The sequence below is a fragment of the Myxacorys sp. genome (assembly GCF_059501405.1).
The window spans coordinates 17170-37565 of sequence record NZ_JCACCM010000049.1 but is presented as its reverse complement, the minus strand read 5'-3'; the positions used below and the strand labels follow the sequence as shown (position 1 = coordinate 37565).

18 protein-coding genes and 3 pseudogenes are annotated in these 20396 nt (G+C 48.8%); 12 read left to right on the top strand and 9 right to left on the bottom strand.

The features are described from left to right. The first annotated feature begins 248 nt into the window (after positions 1 to 248). Complete coding sequence (locus AC5I6P_RS04855) at positions 249 to 473, top strand: helix-turn-helix transcriptional regulator (RefSeq protein WP_495692626.1); 225 nt, start codon at positions 249 to 251, stop codon at positions 471 to 473. Here the strand turns inward: AC5I6P_RS04855 and AC5I6P_RS04850 are convergent. Continuing rightward, a complete protein-coding gene (locus tag AC5I6P_RS04850) occupies positions 451 to 4221 on the bottom strand; it encodes a PriCT-2 domain-containing protein (protein ID WP_495692625.1) in 3771 nt (1256 codons plus the stop codon). The two genes, AC5I6P_RS04855 and AC5I6P_RS04850, sit on opposite strands and share 23 nt — an antisense overlap. 355 nt (positions 4222 to 4576) lie before the next feature. Next, the gene (locus tag AC5I6P_RS04845; protein ID WP_495692624.1) at positions 4577 to 6241 is read right to left on the bottom strand and encodes a helix-turn-helix domain-containing protein; all 1665 of its coding nucleotides are present in this window, start codon (positions 6239 to 6241) and stop codon (positions 4577 to 4579) included. Positions 6242 to 6467: 226 nt separating this feature from the next. Between AC5I6P_RS04845 and AC5I6P_RS04840 the strand changes: the two are divergent. Both AC5I6P_RS04840 and AC5I6P_RS04835 read left to right on the top strand, forming a co-directional pair. After that, positions 6468 to 6593: pseudogene (locus AC5I6P_RS04840) on the top strand (DDE-type integrase/transposase/recombinase); the annotation flags it as partial. A 173-nt stretch (positions 6594 to 6766) separates the two neighbouring features. Next, complete coding sequence (locus AC5I6P_RS04835) at positions 6767 to 6904, top strand: hypothetical protein (protein WP_495692623.1); 138 nt, start codon at positions 6767 to 6769, stop codon at positions 6902 to 6904. Positions 6905 to 7212: 308 nt separating this feature from the next. Here the strand turns inward: AC5I6P_RS04835 and AC5I6P_RS04830 are convergent. Further along, positions 7213 to 7810: pseudogene (locus tag AC5I6P_RS04830) on the bottom strand (IS6 family transposase). Between the two features lie 311 nt (positions 7811 to 8121). Here AC5I6P_RS04830 and AC5I6P_RS04825 point away from each other — a divergent pair. Together AC5I6P_RS04825 and AC5I6P_RS04820 are read left to right on the top strand one after the other, a co-directional pair. Next, the gene (locus AC5I6P_RS04825) at positions 8122 to 9594 is read left to right on the top strand and encodes a recombinase family protein (protein ID WP_495692622.1); all 1473 of its coding nucleotides are present in this window, start codon (positions 8122 to 8124) and stop codon (positions 9592 to 9594) included. A 33-nt stretch (positions 9595 to 9627) separates the two neighbouring features. Then, entirely contained in the window at positions 9628 to 11244 is a 1617-nt protein-coding gene (locus tag AC5I6P_RS04820) for a transposase (RefSeq protein WP_495692621.1), read from the top strand. 371 nt (positions 11245 to 11615) lie between these two features. Here the strand turns inward: AC5I6P_RS04820 and AC5I6P_RS04815 are convergent, their stop codons facing one another. Further along, a complete protein-coding gene (locus AC5I6P_RS04815) occupies positions 11616 to 11741 on the bottom strand; it encodes a hypothetical protein (RefSeq protein ID WP_495692620.1) in 126 nt (41 codons plus the stop codon). 37 nt (positions 11742 to 11778) lie between these two features. Beyond that, positions 11779 to 12486, bottom strand: coding sequence for a hypothetical protein (locus AC5I6P_RS04810; protein ID WP_495692619.1), 708 nt, complete (start codon positions 12484 to 12486; stop codon positions 11779 to 11781). A gap of 228 nt (positions 12487 to 12714) precedes the next feature. Here AC5I6P_RS04810 and AC5I6P_RS04805 point away from each other — a divergent pair, with 228 nt between their 5' ends. Beyond that, entirely contained in the window at positions 12715 to 13281 is a 567-nt protein-coding gene (locus tag AC5I6P_RS04805; protein ID WP_495692618.1) for a hypothetical protein, read from the top strand. Positions 13282 to 13549: 268 nt separating this feature from the next. Here AC5I6P_RS04805 and AC5I6P_RS04800 read toward each other — a convergent pair whose 3' ends face one another. Then, positions 13550 to 13783, bottom strand: a complete 234-nt coding sequence (locus AC5I6P_RS04800) for a hypothetical protein (protein ID WP_495692617.1) — start codon at positions 13781 to 13783, stop codon at positions 13550 to 13552. Further along, positions 13780 to 14866: pseudogene (locus tag AC5I6P_RS04795) on the bottom strand (ISAs1 family transposase). Before AC5I6P_RS04795 ends, AC5I6P_RS04800 begins: the two are co-directional and overlap by 4 nt. 1563 nt (positions 14867 to 16429) lie before the next feature. Between AC5I6P_RS04795 and AC5I6P_RS04790 the strand changes: the two are divergent. Further along, complete coding sequence (locus AC5I6P_RS04790) at positions 16430 to 16702, top strand: hypothetical protein (protein WP_495692616.1); 273 nt, start codon at positions 16430 to 16432, stop codon at positions 16700 to 16702. A 7-nt stretch (positions 16703 to 16709) separates the two neighbouring features. Then, positions 16710 to 16946 (top strand): hypothetical protein, encoded by a 237-nt coding sequence (locus tag AC5I6P_RS04785; protein WP_495692638.1) that lies wholly within the window; start codon positions 16710 to 16712, stop codon positions 16944 to 16946. Here AC5I6P_RS04785 and AC5I6P_RS04780 read toward each other — a convergent pair. Further along, a protein-coding gene (locus tag AC5I6P_RS04780; RefSeq protein ID WP_495692615.1) for an IS1 family transposase occupies positions 16869 to 17551 on the bottom strand; the annotation gives its coding sequence in 2 pieces (ribosomal slippage) (positions 16869 to 17222 and positions 17225 to 17551; 681 coding nt in all). The two genes, AC5I6P_RS04785 and AC5I6P_RS04780, sit on opposite strands and share 78 nt — an antisense overlap. A gap of 127 nt (positions 17552 to 17678) precedes the next feature. Here AC5I6P_RS04780 and AC5I6P_RS04775 point away from each other — a divergent pair. The 4 genes from AC5I6P_RS04775 (at position 17679) to AC5I6P_RS04760 (ending at position 19851) form a co-directional block, all read left to right on the top strand. Beyond that, complete coding sequence (locus AC5I6P_RS04775) at positions 17679 to 17861, top strand: helix-turn-helix domain-containing protein (protein ID WP_495692614.1); 183 nt, start codon at positions 17679 to 17681, stop codon at positions 17859 to 17861. Between the two features lie 235 nt (positions 17862 to 18096). Further along, entirely contained in the window at positions 18097 to 19296 is a 1200-nt protein-coding gene (locus AC5I6P_RS04770) for a restriction endonuclease (RefSeq protein WP_495692613.1), read from the top strand. Positions 19297 to 19521: 225 nt separating this feature from the next. Beyond that, positions 19522 to 19674, top strand: a complete 153-nt coding sequence (locus AC5I6P_RS04765; protein ID WP_495692612.1) for a hypothetical protein — start codon at positions 19522 to 19524, stop codon at positions 19672 to 19674. Between the two features lie 21 nt (positions 19675 to 19695). Further along, the gene (locus AC5I6P_RS04760; protein WP_495692611.1) at positions 19696 to 19851 is read left to right on the top strand and encodes a hypothetical protein; all 156 of its coding nucleotides are present in this window, start codon (positions 19696 to 19698) and stop codon (positions 19849 to 19851) included. Positions 19852 to 20189: 338 nt separating this feature from the next. Here the strand turns inward: AC5I6P_RS04760 and AC5I6P_RS04755 are convergent, their stop codons facing one another. After that, the gene (locus AC5I6P_RS04755) at positions 20190 to 20360 is read right to left on the bottom strand and encodes an IS1/IS1595 family N-terminal zinc-binding domain-containing protein (protein ID WP_495692636.1); all 171 of its coding nucleotides are present in this window, start codon (positions 20358 to 20360) and stop codon (positions 20190 to 20192) included. Positions 20361 to 20396: the final 36 nt, after the last annotated feature.

The following is a 20396-nucleotide window of genomic DNA, read 5'->3' as shown; positions in this document are numbered from 1 at the left end:
ACGAGGGACAGAGTTCAGCCCCAAAGCCATTACCTTAACTTTCTTGTGTACGAGAACAGGAAGCGGTGATCTCAGTACTTGTGATAGTGGATGAAAGTCTTAGAGGTAAGACCAATAATTTTCTGTAGAATTTTTTTGGGAAGGTTAAAATTGACATCGCGCGATCCTTTACCGCGACACCTTTGACGCGCTACTTTGTTTTTTGTAGCTTCTTACGATCCACCGCTAGATCTTATCGATAAATTATTATGACACAGGGAGCGGATCAAAACTGGGTGAGGAAATTGCGAATCAGAGCAAACCTGACGCAAGAAGAATTATCAGTTCGTCTGAAAATCTCTTCAGCAACCCTGCGAAAGTGGGAACACGGTGCCATTGAGCCATCCATGACCTGGAAGCAGTGGACTGTTTTCTGCGAGGTGGTTGGCGTTCCGTTTGAGCAACTTCCGATCAACCTGTCTCGAACTGCTTAGAGTTTGCTGTCACCCCTAAAATCTCTCGGGACAAGGCAGCTGCGATCGCTAAACGAGTTGAATAGGCAGTTTGAGACATCATCTGTTGCCAGCCTGCCCAGCCGATCGATTTGATCAAGAGACTTAGAGCTTCCGCCACTGATAATTCCGAAGACGGTTTTGAAAGTATGGGCAAGGCGGTTTGAGCGATCGCTGCCAATTCATCTGAAAGTGGAGTAAAAATATTCCACTCTCTAGGAGGATCAATTAGAGATAAGAATATTTCTTTAAGTCGCCTCCACCCGCCCACAAACTGCTGGGCTAACTTGGAGACAGATGATTGTGAAATTCCACTTTCAGCCGCAATTTCTTGCTGCGTTGGCAAAGTACCGTTTTTTGACCACCACTGCTTAAGAATCTCAGAGACTGCAATCCAGGCGAGTTCAGTCGGTGTTGCTGCATGGGGAGTGATTTCCCTTGCTTGTGTGATGATCGGTCTGAGAGATATAGGAAGCTGATAGTTTGCACTTCTTGAATGCTCCGTGTCGCCGATCAGGAAAAAGGTTAACTTTTCGCTGGGTCGCCGAATTGCTCTCAACCGCCCGATCGCTTGAATAATTTCAGTATCAATTTGGTAATGGTAAAACTCCTCAAAAGAAAGGCTCTCTAATTCAGAGTATTTTGTGAGAGTGAACCAGAGATCGTGAAAAACTCCTGCGTTTGGTAAGGGTAATCCGATTGCTATGATTGCCTTTCGGTCAGAAAACTCGTTTGTGCCTCTCGTAAAGTCGCTAAACCAGTGCCCATCCGCATTGGTGTCATTCTTTTTGCGTTGCCAGTCGAACACTACGAGATCTGAAAATTGCCCTTTGAGTTCTGTGAGGATTGCATTGATTCGATCGTCGCAGTGCTGCGATCGATTTTTACCTGCAAGTCCAAGACCCTCTATCCAAATTAAGGTGAGATTGTCTGGTGATGGTAGATCTTGTGCAATCCAAAGAATTTTGCTGATAGATATCTGACGATAGAGACTTAAAACTTCCGGTATAGCAGTGGCATCTAGATAGATTCGAGTTTTGAGACTGTTGAGAATCTCATTGTGTCGATCGTCCTGAATGGTAACCACTAAGCCTCCAAATGCACCGATTCGCAGCGCTCCTGCCATCTCTTCGCTCCAAACTTCCAAAAATGGGATGAGCCATTGAGTTGGTAGGTTATCCAGTACTGAACCTACTCGTACTTTCGCATCTCGAAACTGTGAGCGGTTGAAGCTCTTGTATAGGCTGCGCTCCTGCAACAATTTTTCTAGTTTCGTTTGAAGATTGTCCAGTTCGCTTTGAAGCATGGCAATGTCTTCAGGTAGTTTAGCCAGACGATCTAGTCTTGCCTGCCGCTCTTTTGCTGACCAACGATACCCACTGAATAAGCTCCCCTGCCCTTTGTTCAATTCTTCTTCGAGGGCCTGGAGGTTGCTCCACTCTGCTTGAAGGGTGTCTAGCTTCTGACTTCGGCGATGAATCTTGCCTTTGAGATGAGCGATCGCTTCAGTTTCTTCTTTAGTTTGAATCTGGTCGGGGTCTTGAGTCAAATCAGACGCTTTGAGGCCCATGATTTGTCGGATAGACTCTAGCGTTTGGACAAATTTTTCTGGTACTTCTGGCAGCTGAGAGCGCAACGCTTCATTGTCAAAGCCGTAGTGCTGTTTTGATTCACCAGCTACAAGCGGTCTCAGCGCCTGACGTAATGGATTCAACTGTCTGTAAACTTCTGGCAAGTTGGCTTCCATCTCTGCCCATTGAGTGTCAAAGTCCCCTAAGTTCGCGGAGATCGTCCGAACTGGCTTGAGTTGAATGAGCGCCTCATCTAGGATTGCTACGTCTCCGCTGTAGGCAGCATAGTTTTCCGAGCTAGGGAGGGAGTCGATCGAGGCGCGCACTTGAACCGAAGAACTAAAGACTTCTGCTCGCTCGAATCGAAATCCGAACCCGTTGCCGAGCGACTCCTTGCAATAGTCTTTGTGGTGGCACATTGCACAAAAAGGGTTTAGTTCTGCTGTATCGTTGGCGATCGATACGCTTTTGTTTGCCGCTTTGTGAATCACTGCTGTAAGGTGGCAGTTTCCTTCAGTGTCTGGTTGCTCTCCCGGTTTTGCCCAGCGTAGGAGGTCTCTACCGAGAGGGGTTCGTCTGGTTGCATCTTTAACGAATCCAGCATTTCTGACGGGTAAATCCGTATAACTCCTTTCTGCTGGCTCAGTTGAGGGATTTCGATGGCTCTGGCTCAACAACCAGACGCGGTGCAGTTGCTTTCTTTGTTCGTCTTCGACTTGATGAACTCCCAGTTGAAGCGGAGAAAGTAAAGCATAGTTGTACGATTTGCCTCCCCCAGTTTGAGTACTATCAAGGATATCCCGCCAGCCCTTAGCTGTTGCTTCCCAGAGGAGTTGGGGTAGTTGCTCTTTTGTGTAGAGGAGCTTGGGTGGTTTCTCATAGCTTCCAAGCCTAAACAGTTTCCCTGGAAGGTATTTGAGCGTTTCCACCTGCACTTTGGCCTCTACTTTGTGGGGTTTGCCAAACCCTCTCACTTCAAACCGCTGCTGAATTCCCTTCAACCAGGATTTAAGCCGGCTGTACTGGTGGTGTTCGACCTCAATGTGTTCGAGGCGCGCTCGTTCTTCTTGCGCAGCGACAATCGCATCATAGACGTTGCGGTCTGGTTCTTGAGGATCATTCCACTCGCGGTATGGAAACTTAAACCCGTAGTTTCGAGCGACGTGGAACAACGTGCCGATCGTGATTCCCTTGCGGCGAAACGATCGAATCTTCTGGCGAATATTCCAGGTATTCCTTTCAATTGAAGGACTCCACCGTTCAGCGATCACTTCCGCTTCAACCGCGCCATAATGATCGACCAACGCCATGAGAACTTTGCAAGATTCCTGATAATTGCTGCTTCCAGGCGTGCGCGGGGGGATGTGGCTCAGTGCCTGCTGAATTAATTTCTCGGTATCCCACCCTTGAGCTTGGGCAAGCCGATAGAACTGTTCACGTTTGAGTGATAAGACTTCTGCTTGTTTTGCTCGTTCTTGCTTAATTTGTTGGGCTTTAGCGATCGCCTGGTTCACCCACTCCTTTGGTAGGCAAACGTCAGGATTAATGAGTGGAAATTCGGCTTCGGTATTACCGTAGAACACTCGAACTCCATCTTTACAGGCGGGATCGTGGGGAAGATGATCCAGGAGAAACTGAACGATCGATTCGTAGGTATCAATATCAGAGATGAACTCTGGCAGACGAAAAATTACGCGGAAGCGGTGCCAGTTTTGGCTGTGGCTGGGAGTTGTGTAGATCAGGGTGCAAAATTGTTGGATGAATGGATGAACGATGGCCTCATCCAGCGTCAGTTGATGTTCGTAAGTCTTGATCCCTTTGCCGGCTGCATCCTTGATGAGGTTGCCTTGATCATCCTTCAATAGCCCTGCGTTGTCGATTTCGGCTAAAACCCAATTAGAACCTGCGAAGTTAGATTTGGAGCGCCACTGACTGTTGAGTAGTCCTGCACAAATAGCGTGCCCTTGCTTGATATGGGCGATCGCGTCCTCGATCGTTCCTTCGATATCTTGAAATTTGCCACTAAGTACCCTAAAGTTCCAATCTTTATTACAGCCGTGTACATTGGTGGCGAACTTGAAAATTTGAGGCAGAGTGCGATACTGGTCAGCAGAGTAAAGCTGTTCATACCCTATGGGGCTTGAGTTTGAAAGCTGCATCCAAGGTTTACCTTTTATGGCGAAATAGGGATGCTAGATTTTGTCAAACTCTCAAATTTGTGTTTTGCTAGGGATCAGTTTTATCAAACTAATCAGAGTGTAGTAAAAATGCTAAAAGCCTCAGCCCGTAGGACATAGGGCGGTCCCACTGTGAGTCGATCCGGGTATTTTGTGAGTCGATCCGGGCATTCCGTGAGTGGATTCGGGTCTATATGTAGTAGGCTGGAATCCCTACTCCATATGACTTAGAGGCGAGTTTTAGTAAAAAATTTTTCTACTACAAGCTTAGCGTGTAGTAAATGCCAATTTTGAATGAACAGGCACGTATACCAAAAACTACCATCTGCTTTAGAGCTTAGAGTTTGAGAAGCTTCCTTAAGCTCGCTTCAACCTCTGGAGTCGGCTCTCTGCGCCCCGATTCAATATGAGAGATGAGCTGCTGAGAAATGCCAAGAAATCCTGCTAACTTCACTTGACTCCAGCCTCGCTGTTTTCGTGCTTCTCGAACCTGTTCGCCAGTGAGCGGAGCTAAAGTAACCTGAGCAATTTGTTTATCGGCCTGCGATGATTTTGATTTGGCTAGTTTCTTCCGGGTTAGAAGTTCTGGAATCGGCTCAGGCGGATGAATTGTAATTTTGCTCTCTAGCAGAAGATTGACGTATCCCTTTGGCTTACGAATTGGGCTATCAGGTTTTAGAGAGTCTGGATAGCGATCGCTAAATTCAACACTCCACCCTAATCTGACCAGCGTCTTGAGCGCTTCATTCCACTGCTCCACTAAATCGCGGGCTTTGTACCGATTTGACTGTGCCTGAACGATTTTTTCAGAGCATCCTACTAGAACAGAGCCTAGCAGCGTTCTGACCCGGTATTCCCCAGAAGTGTGAATCCGACTTTCAAGGGTAAGATGCAAGGCAAGGCGCAGAGCAAGCTCGTTGTGGTAAGGATCAATTCTGAGTACGCTTTGAGCAAGATAGCCAAACTGGTACAGCGCTTCTCTAGCTTTTGCACCGCCTCGGTTCAAAAACCCTTTTGTCCAGAGACCTGGCTGAACTTGAAGCTCCACTTTCTCAAGATTCTCTAGATTCTCAGACAGTAAATTCTTCTGCCCAGTTGCAGTAATCGCAATGTTCCACATCCGTGAGGTTTGAATGGTAACTTGCGTTTTGCGACGGCTGACTTTTCCGCCTTCTTTCCATTCCACTTTGACCAGCAAGCAATCTAGTGCAAAAGCACACCCTGCTAACTCCGCCAACTTTTGGCTCATAGGAATATCTTTGCGGTTGTTCCAGCCCAAATTTCTAATCACATCCTCGCCGGATAATGTAAAGCTGCTACTCCACGGCTCTGGTTGGTTCATTGCATGTGCCGCGAAAATTAGCTGAAGCTTAACCGTATTAAAACCAAAGTTATTAATAATTTTTTCAGCCGCGTCCCATGGCAACATCGTCACATCACCAGGGCTAGAAATGTAGTGCTCAATGTAATTCTGTGGATTGCTCTTAGCAACCTTAGAAAAAACGGCAGTTCCGTCTCGATCAAACCACAAATCTGTTCGCAACTGTGATTCGAGGGAACTGATAAACGGCGCGCCGGTGGGAATTGGCTCGATCGTTTCATTTAAGAATAGTTCAGATTCTTTGGCTGCTTTGACAGTGCCGGTATGCATCAGTTCATCAAATCGCTGATACAAGGATTGAATTCGAGTTTCAATAGCATCAAACTCGTCCTGAATGCGATCGCAACGGTCTTGATCTTCTGAGGATTGCCGCAACAGGGAGAACATCGTCGAGATCTGATGATGAATCTGTTGTGCTGCCTGTAAACGAGTTCTGCTTAACTTAATCTGATTGGCAAATTTGGGTAAGTTCTGACGATCGAGTGCTGCAAGGCAAGTTTCCGCTTGGTCTATCCACTCAAGCACTCGGGTCACATCACTATTCCATAGGTCAGTGAATTGCTCCCAGTCTGGTTGCTCGTTGGGAGATTGCGTCGACTCAGTGGAAGATCGTGATTTCACAAAGTTTGCTTCTAGGAAACGAATTGATCCTAGATCAGACTCTACCTAAAATTAGCTCTCCGCACCACATACTGCGTTCAATTTTGGAACGAAACGGAGGAGAAAATTGATGCAATAAATCGGTCTACATAATTGACACGAGACAAAATTGCGAACTCCACCTTAAAAGGTTATCTCTCAGAAGCTCCACCTTACAAGCTTTGCAGCTTTTCGTGTAGGAACGAATCGCACCGAGTGGAAATATTTGTATCGAGCCGTTGATTCGGAAGGCAATACGCTGGATTTTATGCTGAGCGCGAAGCGCGATCGCAAGGCAGCGGAGCGATTTTTTCGCAGAGTGCTCAAAGCCGAACGCACCTAAACTCCGCGAGTCATCACCACAGCAGCAAACGCAAACGGCACCGCATCGCTGTTGTAGAAGCATGGCGAGCCGACCTGCAAACCGAAATCAATGAAGGCTGAACCGGGTCTGGACAAACCAATCCGTAGCAGGCGATCGCCTGCTACGGCGTCGTCTTCGAGGGATTGCAGGACGAGGGATTAGCCGAATTTGTCCAAACCACCGCGATCAACGCTCCCGTCTACGAAACCTACTGCCGCCATACGCACGAGATTACCGGGCGATCTACACTATGGGCGAGAGCCGCCGAGAAACACTGGTAGGCATAGGGGGTGAGCCACAGCGCAGCCCTAAGCGTTCCACACACGACGGAGGCGAGACCAGCAAATACCGATTAACTCTTGCGCTTTTTTGCCCATATGTCAGCTCAACCCCAAATGCAGTCACTGTTCAAACTAAAGCGAGTTCAAGGAAATGTGATCGAGCGGTTCGGATTCGGATGTGAGAAGGTTTCTCGAACTGGCGAAGAGTCAGAATAAAGGATTATAAAGATTTAGTCTTCACTGTGTAGGTGATGCAGTTGTGTGCAAACCCTTTAGAGTGACAAACGAACTATGTCAATCGTATTGTCTTAAGCACTCATTCCGAAGATTTCTTCAAACTTTGCTTGAGATACACTCTCCCCTTTATTGACTTCTTTCACTTGCCCTTTCCTAATCATATTCATGGCTTCAATTCCGCTCAAGGTTCGTCTTGCGCTATTGAACGACTTAAACCTCATCATTGGTTTTATAATCCGTTTGATGTTCTGGTGATCCTGCTCAATCACGTTATTCAAGTATTTAATCTGCCGGAGTTTCGTCTCTTCGGCACGCTGCTTCGCAGGTACTGCAAGGGTCGTTTCATCGGCTTTCAACTTGTTCATTGCGACCGGATAGGCAGCATTCTTATCCACCGTGTGTCCTGCAGAGCTTCGCGAAGCGAACCACTCTACGATGGCTTCACCATGCTATTGGCAAACAATCGCTGGGTGTTGAAGTTCTCGCCAGAACTCGACAAACGACTTCGGACACGTATCCGTGAAGCGAGGAGTCGAAGTCGTGTCCTCGCTCCGCCATCATTGCTTCCAAGTCCCGGTAGCTCGAGGGATAGCGACAGTACCATCGCACCTTCAGGAAGATGATGTCGGGCAGAACGTGGCACCATTTGAACAGGGATGGGGCAGCCATTTAGGACGGGATGAGAGAAAATTGTGTATCATTTTTGCGACACAACCCCCGCTTCTGGCTATCGAGGCGAAAGGCACCGTTTTCTTTACTCATAAAAACTTTCAAACTTATATCACCTACACATTTTGCTCGTGCTCTACGATGCAACGCAAGGCGAAATTCGTATTCTTAGAAAATAATTCCATAAGCCAAATGTAGCGTTTTGATGAGAAAACAAACAGCTCTGATTTCCCATTTGTATCAACGTTACTTTAATGACATTGCTACATGTATATGGTATCTTTGTATCATCAGTATCAGAATTAATATTTATGCCAACTCCAAATGGTCGAAAAGCGGTTGCTTACTTGCGTCTTTCTACGTTGGAGCAGGCTAAAGGTGCTGCTCTAGAGCAGCAAGAAGCCCGACTGATAACTGCAGGTGTAGATGAGATTTACTCTGATATCGACTCTGGAGACAATTCAGCTCGACCGGATTTGAACCGTTTGATAGATGATATTTGTGCTGGGAAAATAGGTTTAGTTAGAGCAACTCGGTGGGATCGACTCTACCGAAACAAATTGGACTACGAGTACTTCAAAATACTGCTTCGTAAGTGTGACGTAGAAATTGATCTCCTTGATCAAGGTAAGCAAGACTTAAAAACAGCTTCGGGTGAAATGAGTGCTGACATGATGGTCTTATTAGCCGCTTTTGAGCGAAATATGTTGCGTGAGCGGATAAAGCATGGGTTCGCTTACCGTAGAAGTAAGAAGGGAGCATGGTCTCGTCCTCCCTTATTCTATGAAATAGTTAACAACCAATATACTATTGACCGCCGACCATTCATTTGCTCTCTTCAAGACTGTCCAGATAATTACAGTCACTTTAATGCAAAAACTCCAATGGAGTTTTTGCTGCGAGGACAAAGTAAAGCTGATATTGCCCAAGAGTTAGTCGATTGCTTCCTGCGCATTAGAAAATATAGAACTGTTTTAAGCCATCTTCATCATCGCTATACGATGGAGCAGCATAAAAACCCTGCAATTGTACCTGGATTAGCAATTTTCAGCTCTTCTGAAGGCTTAAAATCATGGCTTATGAATCCGATTCTTCGTGGACATACGGCTTATTTAAAGTACACAAATAGACGCAGAAATAATAATCCTGAAGTATGGGAACTTCATCGAGATACCCATCCCGACCACAAAATTATTACCGATGAACTTTATGAAACTGAAATAAAGCCAATTTTAGAATTCAACTCTAAATGTTTTGGGCAACCAGGTGCAACATTTTATCTTACTAAACGTGTCTTCTGCAATGAATGTAAATCTCTGTGTCAACTTAAGGGAGGCTCAGAAGGACGTAAATATTATGCATGTATGCATTCAGGTATCAGCTGTAACAATCATCGTTGTACATCTCTTTCAAAAATAGACGAAGCTATCATTAGCGGCTTGGTTGAGAAAGCACGAGAAATTACGCAGCACCAAATACAGAAAAAAGAGCTGACCTCGGAAAGGCTTAACAAACTCCGAAAGAAGCTTGAGTGGATTGATAATGCTCCTGACCTTGAATTTGACAAAGAGCTACTGGCTCAGCGACAGAAGATTCTGGCAGAAATTGACGCTGAAGGTGACAAAACTAATAATACTGCGTGGCAATTTTTACTGCATCCTGAAGCTCAAAAAATTAATTTTTGGTACTCCTTATCACAAGAGTATCGAGAAGTATTTTACATGAGATTAGTTGAGCGTGTTTTCATTTCAGATTCTATGATTTCTGTTGAATTAAAGGTTTGAGTCAAATTTATAGTTAAGTAAGAAAATTGGGAAATGTATAAATCTACTATAGATATTTTCCGTGAGGCAGCAGAGCAATTTTCTCAAATTGAATCAGCTGTCAAGCCGCAATGGCGTTCTGCCTGTGATTGTTCTACACCGGGCGTAGATACAAAGTGCCAAACATGTCCCTACTATAAAGAATTAGGATTGCTTGTTCAGCAACAGCTTGATCCATCATCAGAAAAGAATTTGGCAGAGATTCTTCCTATTCACCATACAGATCCCTATACTGACTCTGTTAAGGATCAGTGCATTGAAATGTACTCTGTTGGTTACTCTATTCAAGAAATTCAAAAGCTTAATGGTATTCCCTTAAGACGAGCTTTAAGAAAATGGCTACGTGAAGGTGGTTTATCAAACCGTTCAGCCAAACACTCAAAAGATGAAAAACAAGCTTGCATTCAGATGTACATTGATGGTTGGGAACCAAGAGATATTGAAAATGAAACAGGAGTACCTGCAGACACGATCACAGACTGGGTCTACAAGGCTGGGGTTTCTAGACTCCGGAAATATTCTGATGAGTTTAAGCAGCAATGCTTAGAACTCTATAAAGCAGGGAAAACTAGTACACAAATTGCTCAGGCAATGCAAGTAAATCTTGGTACACTTCGATCCTGGATTACAAAAGCAACTATTGGAGGACGGCAAAAAAGATACTCTAAGGAGAAAATTGATAAGTGTTTAAGACTCTATAGAGAAGGAATGTCATCAAATGAAATCAGTCATCTTACAGGAGTTCTAGCAGTTACAATTCGCTCCTGGATCAGGAAAGCAGGTTTAAATGATGAGCGTTTAGTGCAACTGGCTCAACAACATAGCTTAAGAGAAACCCATGAAAGAAAACCTTCAGGTTACTGGAAAGATTTTGACAACCTCAAACGTGAAATTATTTTACTCAATGAGAGACGTAAAAAAATCGGTTTAATGCCTACTGCTACCGAGCTTAAAGAGAGCGATCGACAAGATATTTTAAGAGCCATTTGCAAATATCACGGAGGATTTCAGACTGTCGCTGAGAAGCTCAAGCTGAGTTTCAGCAAAAGAAGCTCAGGATACTGGCATGATTTTTCAAACGTTGAGCATGAGCTACTTACTTTCATTGAACACCAAGGTACACGTGGAGTTATACCAACCAAAGAAGACTTAACTCAAGCAGGAGAGAGTTCTCTTGCTGCAGCGATGAATATGCATGGCGGTTTCCCGGCAGTCGCTCAAAAATTGAAGCTGCGTTTGTCCTACGGGAGAAAACCACGCGGATATTGGAAGAATCTGGACAATCTAAGAGCAGAAATTGATCGTGTAGCTGAACAACTAGGTAATCCTGGTGTACTACCAACTCATGAAGAACTAAAGCAGATTGGACGCACTGATTTAAACAGCGCTATTTCGGACAATGGTGGTTGGGCATCGGTAGCCCGAAAGTTGGGCTTCATCTATTCCAGGCAGTACAATAACCCAAACGACTACTTCCCGAAGGATGCTAAAGAGCAGCAGGGAAGCAGACAGTCTAGAGCCGGGGGAGGCAAAACGAGCGAAGGGGCTGACTCACTCTTATTTCCCGAACATGCTGCCGCTAGAGGCTTGCATGAGCAGGGCGGGGGGTGACGACCATCCGTCTCCCAGACGCATTAACTACGTGGATGCCCGAGTTTAGTTCGTGGTTTAACTGTAGGATTTCCCACGAACTCGCTAGCCTTCATCGCGACTGTTGTCTCGTGGTAGGTGCAAGAAGGTCTAGGACGAATCGCACAGGGATTTGCTGGGGTTGTTGCGTCGCGCTCAGAATCAGCTGCTAGCCTCACGCTGCCCCAACTCATAAGCCCTGAGCAATTGCCCAGGGCTCGTTTTAATAAAGACCAGCCTGATTGAGTGGCTAGCGGTTTTGAATGTCCTTCCATCATGAACGACTCGGTGCTCTAGGCATAGCGGCAATTTATCCAATTGCGGCCCGACTTCACCTAGGTAGCTTGATCAATCTAGTAAGCTGCCGCCGCAACGACGTCTGGGCCGTTGTTGGCATCACTTTGCATCATATCCCTCCATTCATTGACAGGATTAGCGATTGGCAAAGCCAAGCTGCGACGGATCGGCGCAGATTCCATCGAAAGAGATGAATTGCCGCGAGCGTATCTTTGTCGATCAACAGTCCTCGAGCGATCGAAAGAGTCGAATCGCCGCGATCGCGTCTTTGTAGGTCAGTGGGCCTCGAGCAATCGTGCGGCTCAGTTCGAGCCCCTGCTCGATCGTTGCTTGATCCGACGGTGTCAGCCCAAGCTTGTGGCGTTCGTTCATAAACTGGAGTAAATCTTTGATCGGCAGCAATCCGAGCGATAAGCCCAGATTGAACCGCTCTTCGAGCGAGAGGTTTTGTCCGATACAACGAGCCAGAAAATCACGCCATCGCCGCAGTCGATCAAGATTTTGACTCGTCTGAGTCGCGTGAAGCCGACATAGAAACTGAGGATCAGCGGCGAGGGTCTCATTTAGGAGTTGCTGTGCGCCAATGTCAAGGAGTTGCGATCGCAACTCGGGTGGAAGCTCTGAGTCAAGCTGGGGTAAATGTTTTGAGATTTCAGTTGCGATTTGGTTGAGGGAGCGGGCGTAGAAGCCCTGCAATCCCTCTTTTAAGTCCGCTTCGTCCCGACTAGAGTCGATGAGGGTAGTGAAGTAATCGCTCAATATGGGATCGGCTGGCGAGGTGTAGCGAAGGTCAGTTTGGGCGGTGCGTTGCCAGTGCTTGTGGTCTTGAAGCGCTTTTTTCAGCTGGCAATCAAGGTCGGCTTCCAGCGCTTCTAGCATGGGTGCATACCGACCTAATCGTCCCCGCTGGGTCTGTGGACTAGACATGCGAAAATATTCAGTTGTTGATTAGTGATGCTTATATTATATCTCAAAATAATAATCTATGCAAATCTCGAACCTCAAACCCATGCAGGGGAGTGAGGATACACAAATCAAGCTACGTTCAGGCTGCTCTCAAGTCATTGAGCTAACTCTGGGTCAAGCTTTGCTTGGTGAAGACCTGACGCACTTGGTCGCTGGACAATACCTTGGCGGAATCAAGAAAGGCGTCTTATGCATCGCTGTTACCGCACTCCGGCTTCCATCCTCACGGCCGCGCATGCCATTGGCATGAGGCTGTTGCTCGGGGAGGGGATGCTCTCGGGTCTGACACGGGCCGAAGACGGGAAAGCGATCGGGTATGAGGTTCAAGGGCGCTTTATTCCAGGACAGCAGGTGACGCTGCACCGACCGGATGAGTCTTCTCCAAACCCCGTGCCTCAACTCTGGTCCGGTGAGGTCTTGCAGTTCAAGACCTACGTCAATCGCACCCAGGAATTGCAAGCCTTAGCTCAACAGATTCAACACAACCTGACCGAAGAAGGGCTGCAACCGAGCCGGCAAATTCTGGTGGTGGTCTTGGGCGGAGAGACCGCGATTGAGTTAGAGCGGCAGGTGGCCATCTACCTCAAAAGCCATCAAATTCCCTACTATATCCCCAGCGCAACGAGCTCCAATGTCTCACCTAGCTCTGGTAAAACGGTGCCGAACCAGTTTTGGCACGAGGGAGCCGTGACCGTGTGTCGCATCCATCGGGTGAAGGGCAATGAGGCGGATCTCGTCTATGTCCGTCGGGTTTGACCAGATTGCCCAGGACGAAAGCAATATCACGTTGCGCAACCAACTGTTTGTGGGGCCTTAACCCGAGCTCGAGGTTGGGTCTATCTGAGTAGGGTGATCGGACACTCGCCCCTGTACCAGGAGATGCAGTACGTGATTGAGAGCGGGGACCGCTTCACGTTTACCTTCAAGCGACCTCCACACCGCGATATGGGTGGAGAGAGTGAACCCCTGCCGCTTCCGTCACTGGCAATCTCGACCCCATAAAGCTGTTCATCCTCGCAGTCAACTACGACAGCGGATCAGGCGTCCAAAGTGGATGCGACTGCTCCCGCGCCATTAACTGCCGAATCAAACCCATCCGATATTCGATCTCCGTCAGCGCGTCCCGCCGCTTCAGCCGTTGTTGCCAGTCCTGATGGTCTGAGCTGCCGGCTTTTCCCAGATGAAGCGTGCGGGCCTGTCCTCGCGCCCCAAATTGAGGGCGATCGCTATTCACCCGCTTGTAGCAGGTCTGTTTCATTGTAGTAGGGGAAAAACCTTGTCCAACTGATTGGCGAACTGCCGTTTGGCAACAGCCATCGAAGTGAACCCCAACGTGCGAGCTAGGGTAATGAAGACGTTGAGGACCACTGACCAGTTCGCGGCTGCATTCCTGCCCGTTTGCGGTGCCTGGTCTTCGTTGAACGTTACGTCTTTGACCCAATGCAATCGATTCTCGATGTGCCAATGTCCGCGAATGATGCGATGAAACTGTTCTGCACTCGCGACGACACTACTGATGTAGTACTGCCGCTCGTCGAACAGTTTTCCATCTCGATACCCGTGTCGTTGCACCACAATGCAGCATTGGATGCCGACCCACTCATGCCCAAATGCTGCAACTGCATCAAACACGCTCACGTGCCAGTGCGTACTCCGTCCATGTCCTCTTTCGTGTTGTTGATACTGACTGAGCGGTTGATTCGTTTTGAATTGCTGCTTAATCCCGCGATGCAGTCGTTGCTGATTCGCTTTGACACACACGAGATAGTCGTTGCCTTGCGTGACGATCTCGTACAGTGTTTTTTTGGCAGTGCAGTGCATCGAGCGTTACCCCAATTCCGCTCAACCCAACTGCACCCAGCAACACTCGCACGACTTCTTGCTCACTCACAAGTTTGTGTTCCATCGGCATCACGGCTTGCACCACACCGCGTTGATGCGAGAACAACGACACCATACTGACAAAGTTCTGCCCAGCTTGGTCGCAGTGGGTGACGCTGCCCTTGATACTTTTTCCGTCGCAGGCAAACCACTCGCCTGCGTCTATCGGCTGCTGTACCTGCGCCCACTCGGTAAACACACTCGATAAGACCTGATAATCCAACCCTTGCATGACGCGACGAAAGGTCGAGTACGAAGGTAGCTTTGTCTCGGGTGCTAGCTCCAGCTTGCAGCAGATTTCTTGACCATAAACTTCAGCAAACTCGGCTAACGGACGATAGCCCCAGTACCCTATCATCGCACCGAGAATAATCAGTAGCAAAACGAGCCATAGCTCATGGCGTTGACCTCGAGCGGCGCGAAACTCTGGGATTTGTTGCAGGTGTTCTATCAAGCTCATGCGAGTGAAGCTAATCACAACACTGCTCAGTTTAGTTTTTCTACACTGACCTTGAAACAGCCCTGCCCGCTTGTAGTGGTACGGCCCAGTTTGGCGCGTGACCGTATAGTCCTCGATCCAACAGTTGACTGGTGCGACCGGCCCCGAGTCCCGGATGCGCTGTGCTAAGTTTGCAAGCCGGGATACCTCGGCTTCGAGATGCATGCTCATCACCGTTTGAACTCAATTCGTGGGACTATTCATCACTATCCCACGAACATATGACCTCTCCATCAGCGGTGCTCCAAGTGAACAATTTCATGTCCTTTAGTCCCCTAGATTCATGAAGTGCGAGGATGCTCTAAACTAGTTCGTGGGCAAATTGCGAATTTGCCCACGAACTAATCTGCCGTTGTTGCAGCTTTTATCAGCTCTAGTGATAACAGGGTCAAGATGGGTTGAAATAAGCAACAGCGAGGCGGCAATGACCTAAACTAGAACCTGCGTACTACATCTCTAATGCAGGTATATGGAACTTGCTGACTCGCCCCGCTATGGCTTAGATCGTGAAGAACTGTTGAAGATTCGGGACTTAAAGCTGCTGATAAACGAACACTCCGTGAAGCGAAGCTAACGAGATTACCTGTTCTTTACCCTGCAACTCGACTTTCCGGGCAAATGGAGTCTGGGGATCGAAGTGAACTGATTCTGCGTCGCTGGGGGTTGAGCATTGGCAACTTCTACAAAGCCCTCGGAGATCTAAAAAACAAGGGCATTGTGGTCGAGATTGCCAGTCAACTCGAATTGCAAATGGAGCCCTCTTAGCGTTGAGCTAGGGTGTCCCGAGTTTGTCGAGCGCCAAGCTGGAACGGAGGGCTATGCGGGAAGAATATTCTGTTCGCTTGCAGTCCCCACTCAAAAACAAGTATACGCAAATTAAGCAATGTTAAGCAGAGATATTAGGTCAACATCATGTCAACCTGCCCTTGCCAGCTAACCTAGGTTCTGTCGCAAGAACTTTTAATGAGGAACAATGGGTATCGCTTACAGTGACCATTGCCCGACGTGCAGGAAACCGCTGGCCGGAAAGTCATCTTGCGATTGCGAATCTGCCCCGGGTGGCAGCCTCGCTCAAGGGACTTCCGGATGTTTACATCACCTAGAACCGCTTCTACGGGCGACGGCTGATTGCCAATCTGGCACAAGCCAACGCCCTGTTTGCCGATCTCGATTATTACCGCGTCGCTGCCCTTGCCGACCACGATCCGCTCTCGATGTATCTTCTTGCCTGTCAGCACCTCAGCGATGCCAGCCCTCGCCCGGTGGTGATGACAAGATCCGCCGGGCGAGGGCTGGCGTTGGTCTGGCTGCACAGTCCCGTCCCCCGTGCTGCCCTGCCCCGCTGGAATGCGTGCCAGAAACATCTCTATGAAACCCTGAAGCCTCTCGGAGCCGAGTGCAAGGCCCTGGACGCGGCGCGTGTGTTGCGGATGGTCGGAACCCGCAACACACGCGCCGCCAATGCCCCTGTGGCGTGCCTTGAAACGCGAACGCAGGCCTATTGGAAGTTTGATGTGCTCGCACATGAGATCCTGCCCCGCACTACCCGCCGCAACAGTTCACCGCTGCAACCCTGTGGGAAGGGCGACTGACCGAACTGCAAGCCCTCCGCAAACACCGCCATCTGTCGGGGCAATTGCCGCCCGGACAACGGGACAACTGGCTGTTCCTGGCAGCAGTTGCCATCATCTGGATTGCGCCCCCTTCTACCCTGCGCCGCGAGATTCACGGCATGGCCGAAGTCTTTGCCGGATGGCGGGACAGCGAGACCAGGAGCCGGATGAAAAGCGTGATTGACTAGGCAATGCGGGCCGTGAAGGGCGAGAAGGTGGAATGGAACGGCACGATGGTCGATGCCCGCTACCATTCCCGTGACGAGACGATCGTCAACTGGCTGGGCATTACCGAAGAAGAAATGCAGGTGCTGGGGTTCAAGCATCGGCGTTGCATAAGAGAGAATGATTTAAGCAAAGCAAGGAAGCTGGTGATGCTGGAGATAGTAGATCAACAATCGCACGGACACTCTCAACATCTCCGCTGATTTGGAATAGCACAGGGTCTTGCGATGCAAGCGTGCTAAGTAGTGGCGCAATCGGCAATTTTCTCCTTCCACTCGGGTCATCGCCGTTTTGCTCACGAGATGGTCGGCGTTATCAATGAAGCAGGGATACACCTTGTAGCCATCGGTGATGTACAAGAAACAGGCCCAGCCTTGAATCGTCTGCCAGAGCTGTCGAAACGTCTCTTGAGAGCGGTCACCCAGGACAAACTTGAGAATACCGGGTCGCTTTGTATTCACGACAGTCCAGAGCCAAACTTTGTTTTTTTAGCCCCGACAAAGGTTTGGAGTTCGTCGAGTTGAGCGGTTTCTGGAATCTCATAGTTTTCGTCTGAGATAGCCGCTTCTGCTTGGCGCACCCAGTTGATGACGCTGTTGTGGTTGATGCCAGTGACCCGCTCAATCCCTCGAAAGCCCATGCCATTGAGCGACATCTTCACACAGAGGTCTTTGACATCAGCGCTATAGCCCTGCGGCGTTGGGTTCTGCCGAAATTGGCGATGGCAGTCTCGGCAGAGATAGCTTTGTTTACCGTGGCGATGTCCATTCTTCACGATTTTGTCACTGGCGCAGCGAGGGCAGTTCATGGCTCAGTCCCACATCATCATTCCCTAGTATGCAACACCCAAGCATCTGGTCACAGATGCGATCGCACGGAAGCGCAAACAGGCGAAAGACCGGGAGTCTGTCACCCGGAAGCGTCGCAGTACCGGAATGCGGACACGGGAGAACTACCGGCAGGAAGCCATTGAAAGACGTAAGAAAGCCTTGGCATTACGCCAGCAAGGGATGACTTGGCAACAGGTGGCAGAAGTGCTGGGTATGACTGCTGATGCGGCACGTATGCTGATCAAAAGACAGAACCGAACGAGTCTGTCGCGTTGTATGGTGGCGTAGCCTTCCCCGATTCTCTGCGTGTTGTCATAACTACTGCTCAAAGTGTTTCTTTTCATCTTCCTTTAAAAAATATTTTTATAAAATTTTTTGCTGTTGTTTGTATCCCTGTGGAGTTGTGGATAACGCTCGCTTGTATGTGCCTGGGGATGTGAACGGCGCAGGTTTGCGAGCGTTATCCAAGGAGCTGTGGTAAACGGGGGTAACGCCTGACAGCGCTTTGGGTACGGCTTGCACAATGCGGCATTATCCCCGTTTTCCATCAGTTGCGGCAAATCCACAGGCTGTCTTGCCTGGACAGAACCCTTATGGCGAACTGTCAATATTCCCTATCGCTGTTCTCCGTAGTCTCCGAGGTATCAAAAAAGCCAATCGCAGCTATGATACGCACACTTGCTGGAGAATCGCAAAAATGGCGCTATGGTTGGCACGTGCTGGAAAGTACGGTGAGCATGAACAGATCTTTTTGAAAGAAGGGTTTACAAGCATTGCTTGGGAAGGCTCCTTCCAAGAGATTGATCTGTCGGAAACGACGCGGGAACAGTTGCGCGATACCCTGGAGCATTGTTATCCCAACGAAAAACGAGGCACCCTTAAAAATTGGCTGGGACAGATTGCCATTCCGGCCGTGGTCATGCAGCCTGGGGACCTTGTGGTCATGCCTTACAAGCATCAATCCGCTGTTGCTGTAGGTGAAGTGACAAGCGGTTATCTTTATGATGCTGGTGCCCCTGCCCCCTATCGCCACAAGCGCCTTGTGAAATGGTTGAACCCTGCTGTTCCTCGCAGCCGTTTTGGGCAGGACCTGCTTTACTCCTTCGGGGCGTTCATGACGTTCTGCGAAATCCGCCGCAACAATGCCGAAGCGCGTGTCCGCGACATCCTCAAGAACAAACCCGATGCCCCGTCATTGGACGGTACCTCTGAAATTGCTGTCCCAGACGCAGAAGAGGCGTTCAGCAACCTTACCCAGACCGCTTCAGATCAGTTGATTGGATACATCGAGAAGCACTTCAAGGGGGACAGGTTGGAAGTGCTGGTGGAGGAACTTTTCAAAGCCCAGGGCTACTTTACCTACCGCAGCCCGCGTGGGGCTGACCGGGGTGTGGATGTGCTGGCAGCAAAGGGGGCAATCGGGTTTGAGTCACCAAAAATCTGTATCCAGGTCAAGTCTGGTGGTCTTGTTGAACGCAGCGTGATCAGCCAATTGCAGGGGACGATGACCTCGGTTGGGGCCGATTATGGACTGCTCGTTTCTTGGGACGGCTTCAAAAGTACTGTGACCAAAGATGAACGGCAGAGCAGGTTCTTCCAAATCCGGCTATGGGACCGGGATGATTTGCTTGAGCAGGTCCAGCTTTATTACGACCGTTTCAGTGATGAATTGAAAGCGGACTTGCCCTTGAAGCGTCTCTGGGTCTTGGCCACAGGCGAGTGATTGTCCTGGCAATCCTGCCCCTCCCCTTTTCGGTCCAGCCTGTAGCATCCTGCATGTGACCCAGCTTGCACACCAGTGTCGCGGCTGATGGTGTTGTGTGCCCTCCCGCAAACGCCCCTTGCAATCCTGCTGCGGGTGTGACTTTCTCCTGTCGTCAATCTAGGGAATTCCCTTTTTGCACTTACCGTCAATCGGTTGCTGTTTTGATGTTTCAGGAGGATTGCCATGAGTCGCTTACAGGTGGTTGCATTGGATGACAGGTATGAAGTTTTTGTCGGTTGGGACACGCCGCTCTGCACCTTTTTCGCCCAGGTTTTTGATCTGAGCATCGCAGAGGCAGAGACGGCGGATGAAGAGGCGGACCCTGTGGTGCTATAGCTTGGAGGGAGTTTCAGTGAAGTGCCAACTGTGCAGGCGTTGCAGGAAGGCCTTGCCACCTATGCCACCATTCCAGCGGGCGTTGTCGCAGAACTGGAACGGGAGCAAGCGGCAGCCGGAGACCCGTCGCCCTTGCAACAGCAAATCCACTCTTTGTTCACCCCAGTGGCGAGATGAATTAAACCCTGCACACGAGGACAGCCTTTCCGGTTGTCTTCGTGCTGCTGTTCACGCCATGTGACGGTCAGTATTTACTTTTCTGTTTATAAAAAGGGGTAGATGTAGCGAAGCTGCGTTCAGCCGCCATGCGATCCCTGTAACGCTTATGCTTCAAAGGTTGTTGTGATTTAGTTTTGATGTACTAGAACAACTTGTTTCCATGATTTTTCCAATGTCCCAAAGTTAGACATAGAAATAATTGCGGCAATCTCGTGGCGGTTCGCCGCAGCTTCGCTACATTTACGCCTTCTAATGAGCTGGCAAGAATCTCCAGACCCCAACCTGTTTCCAACCGATCAGAAGTAGTCTAACAAAAAAGAAGTTGTGACAAGAGACGGTATTGATGCTCCTTGAAGGGAGTAAGTTTCACGAAATTGACAACCCCAACTGCGGCAGAGGTAGTTCTGAACCCCATTGCGTCGTTCGTTCTTGACAGTTTGGTTGGATTGACAGTGGAAACATTGCATCATACTTCTATTGTGCAACGCCACTTAATCCAAACT

What these genes read in the sequence shown, in the direction of transcription:
- AC5I6P_RS04820 (WP_495692621.1), top strand. Translation starts at nt 9,628, where the DNA reads ATGTATAAATCTACTATAGATATTTTCCGTGAGGCAGCAGAGCAATTT.
- AC5I6P_RS04810 (WP_495692619.1), bottom strand. Translation starts at nt 12,486, where the DNA reads ATGTCTAGTCCACAGACCCAGCGGGGACGATTAGGTCGGTATGCACCC.
- AC5I6P_RS04815 (WP_495692620.1), bottom strand. Translation starts at nt 11,741, where the DNA reads ATGGAATCTGCGCCGATCCGTCGCAGCTTGGCTTTGCCAATCGCTAAT.
- AC5I6P_RS04805 (WP_495692618.1), top strand. Translation starts at nt 12,715, where the DNA reads ATGCATCGCTGTTACCGCACTCCGGCTTCCATCCTCACGGCCGCGCAT.
- AC5I6P_RS04785 (WP_495692638.1), top strand. Translation starts at nt 16,710, where the DNA reads ATGCGGGCCGTGAAGGGCGAGAAGGTGGAATGGAACGGCACGATGGTC.
- AC5I6P_RS04765 (WP_495692612.1), top strand. Translation starts at nt 19,522, where the DNA reads ATGAGTCGCTTACAGGTGGTTGCATTGGATGACAGGTATGAAGTTTTT.
- AC5I6P_RS04755 (WP_495692636.1), bottom strand. Translation starts at nt 20,360, where the DNA reads ATGCAATGTTTCCACTGTCAATCCAACCAAACTGTCAAGAACGAACGA.
- AC5I6P_RS04850 (WP_495692625.1), bottom strand. Translation starts at nt 4,221, where the DNA reads ATGCAGCTTTCAAACTCAAGCCCCATAGGGTATGAACAGCTTTACTCT.
- AC5I6P_RS04825 (WP_495692622.1), top strand. Translation starts at nt 8,122, where the DNA reads ATGCCAACTCCAAATGGTCGAAAAGCGGTTGCTTACTTGCGTCTTTCT.
- AC5I6P_RS04800 (WP_495692617.1), bottom strand. Translation starts at nt 13,783, where the DNA reads ATGAAACAGACCTGCTACAAGCGGGTGAATAGCGATCGCCCTCAATTT.
- AC5I6P_RS04775 (WP_495692614.1), top strand. Translation starts at nt 17,679, where the DNA reads ATGCGGACACGGGAGAACTACCGGCAGGAAGCCATTGAAAGACGTAAG.
- AC5I6P_RS04855 (WP_495692626.1), top strand. Translation starts at nt 249, where the DNA reads ATGACACAGGGAGCGGATCAAAACTGGGTGAGGAAATTGCGAATCAGA.
- AC5I6P_RS04790 (WP_495692616.1), top strand. Translation starts at nt 16,430, where the DNA reads ATGAGATCCTGCCCCGCACTACCCGCCGCAACAGTTCACCGCTGCAAC.
- AC5I6P_RS04770 (WP_495692613.1), top strand. Translation starts at nt 18,097, where the DNA reads ATGCGGCATTATCCCCGTTTTCCATCAGTTGCGGCAAATCCACAGGCT.